The organism is Mesonia algae (assembly GCF_003253545.1).
Classification (GTDB): domain Bacteria; phylum Bacteroidota; class Bacteroidia; order Flavobacteriales; family Flavobacteriaceae; genus Mesonia; species Mesonia algae.
This window is the reverse complement of sequence record NZ_QKYV01000031.1, coordinates 1-1596: the sequence shown is the minus strand read 5'-3', so window position 1 is coordinate 1596 and position 1596 is coordinate 1. Positions and strand designations below refer to the sequence as shown.

Below are 1596 nucleotides of genomic sequence, written 5' to 3'. Positions count from 1 at the left end.
GGTTTAAAGCTAAGATAAGTAAAATACTGAAATATTGAGCACGCAAGGATTTGTCCGTAGGATAAATCCGTAGCAATTGCTGTTATACGTTGTTAGCTATTGTAGTTGTTATCCGTTTTGATCGGACTTAATAACTTATTGAATAACCGTTAGAACTTTTAAAATAACGTAAAATGCAAGAGCTAAACGTAGTTTTGCTTTTACCAATGTTTAGCAAAAAGTGTTTGTAAAACTCTTTGCAGCCCGTCCTGCTTTTAAGAATCTGCTATTAAAGTTGCGTTTATCGTTTCTGCTGTTTTGATTAACTGACTTTTATGACTTGACAATCTTTGAGAACCAGCTTTTCTCTTTTTTTTTAATTAACCCGTTCTGCTTTGTATTTAATTAGAGATTGAATTTATATCGTTTGGTAGGTTTAAACTTAAAAAACTTAATTTATCAATCTGCTTTACAGTTAAATTATTTTCGTAACGATTTTAAAATTAAACAGATAATAAGAGGAAAGTTTATTTTTAAAAATACTAGAAGATACTAGGAGCAGAGGTGATTTTTACTATGATTGCTAACGTGTTTGTGCATGATTTCGTTGCGTGTTTAAGCACTAAAGTTAGCAAATAAATCACAGATAGAAAGTCCGCGAGGACTTTCGTAAGTAGACTATAACTAGCAATGAATTATACACGGTGTTGTGCGTTCGTTTTTTTATTTTCCGTAATTAGTTCAATCCGCTCGCAATTCAGACGAAACATTTTTCCGTTTTCGAAAAGATAAACTATATCATCATTTTTATTCGGTTTTTTTTGTCCCATAAACCCATCATTTATTTCACGCGTTGATTTGGGAAAGAATGTAATTCCGCTTAATGTGTTTTCGTCTTGTGGAGATTCCGAATTGTCTCCATCATCTGAGTTTTTAAAAGTAACATTTTGGTGTAAAAAAGTCAGTTTTTCAAATTCATTTTCGTGAACCCAATCTCCAGTTGATTTGATAAATTCAATTCGCACATTGTTTTCAAATTCCGATATTTCTTTGAATTCAAAATTATTGTGTAAATCAATGTGTATACCATTTAATTGAACCGCATAATTATCTACAATTTCAAAGTTCGTTTTCATTTATTTTTTAATCGTTTGAATAGTTTTAAAAGACCATATCCTATAATTCCAGATATTAGAAAATCGATTAACAAGTATCCATAGTAAGTTTCTGTTGGATTTTCTGGACAATCAATACATTCTCCACTCCATTTAACGTGAAAGGTAAAAGGGAAGCCATAAGTATCGTTTCCGTCAAACGGCGTTTGAATTTTCATTGTGACTAATGTTATAACTATGAATGTAATAATAGTCAGAATTAATATTTGAATCCAGATTTTCATAAATGACGCACAACGTTGTTGTATATGATTTGTTGCGTGATTTAAACAACTAATTTAGTAAATAATTACCGACCAAGAAAGTCCGCGAGGACTTTCGTCAGTAGGCGATAAGCCAGCAATAAATTATATACGTCTTAAGTTTGATTCTTATTAATTTTATAGTATAAATCAGAAAGAATAAAGAGAGGATTAAGGTTATGATATACGGTGAAGCGTTA

2 protein-coding genes are annotated in these 1596 nt (G+C 30.9%); both read right to left on the bottom strand.

Going from position 1 to position 1596, the window contains the following annotated elements; all coding sequences use genetic code 11:
- Positions 1-674: 674 nt before the first annotated feature.
- Positions 675-1115: a hypothetical protein gene (locus LX95_RS14480; protein WP_111542170.1), complete on the bottom strand. Its 441-nt coding sequence runs from the start codon at positions 1113-1115 to the stop codon at positions 675-677.
- Entirely contained in the window at positions 1112-1312 is a 201-nt protein-coding gene (locus LX95_RS14475; RefSeq protein WP_146240812.1) for a hypothetical protein, read from the bottom strand. Before LX95_RS14475 ends, LX95_RS14480 begins: the two co-directional genes overlap by 4 nt.
- Between the last annotated feature and the right edge of the window lie 284 nt (positions 1313-1596).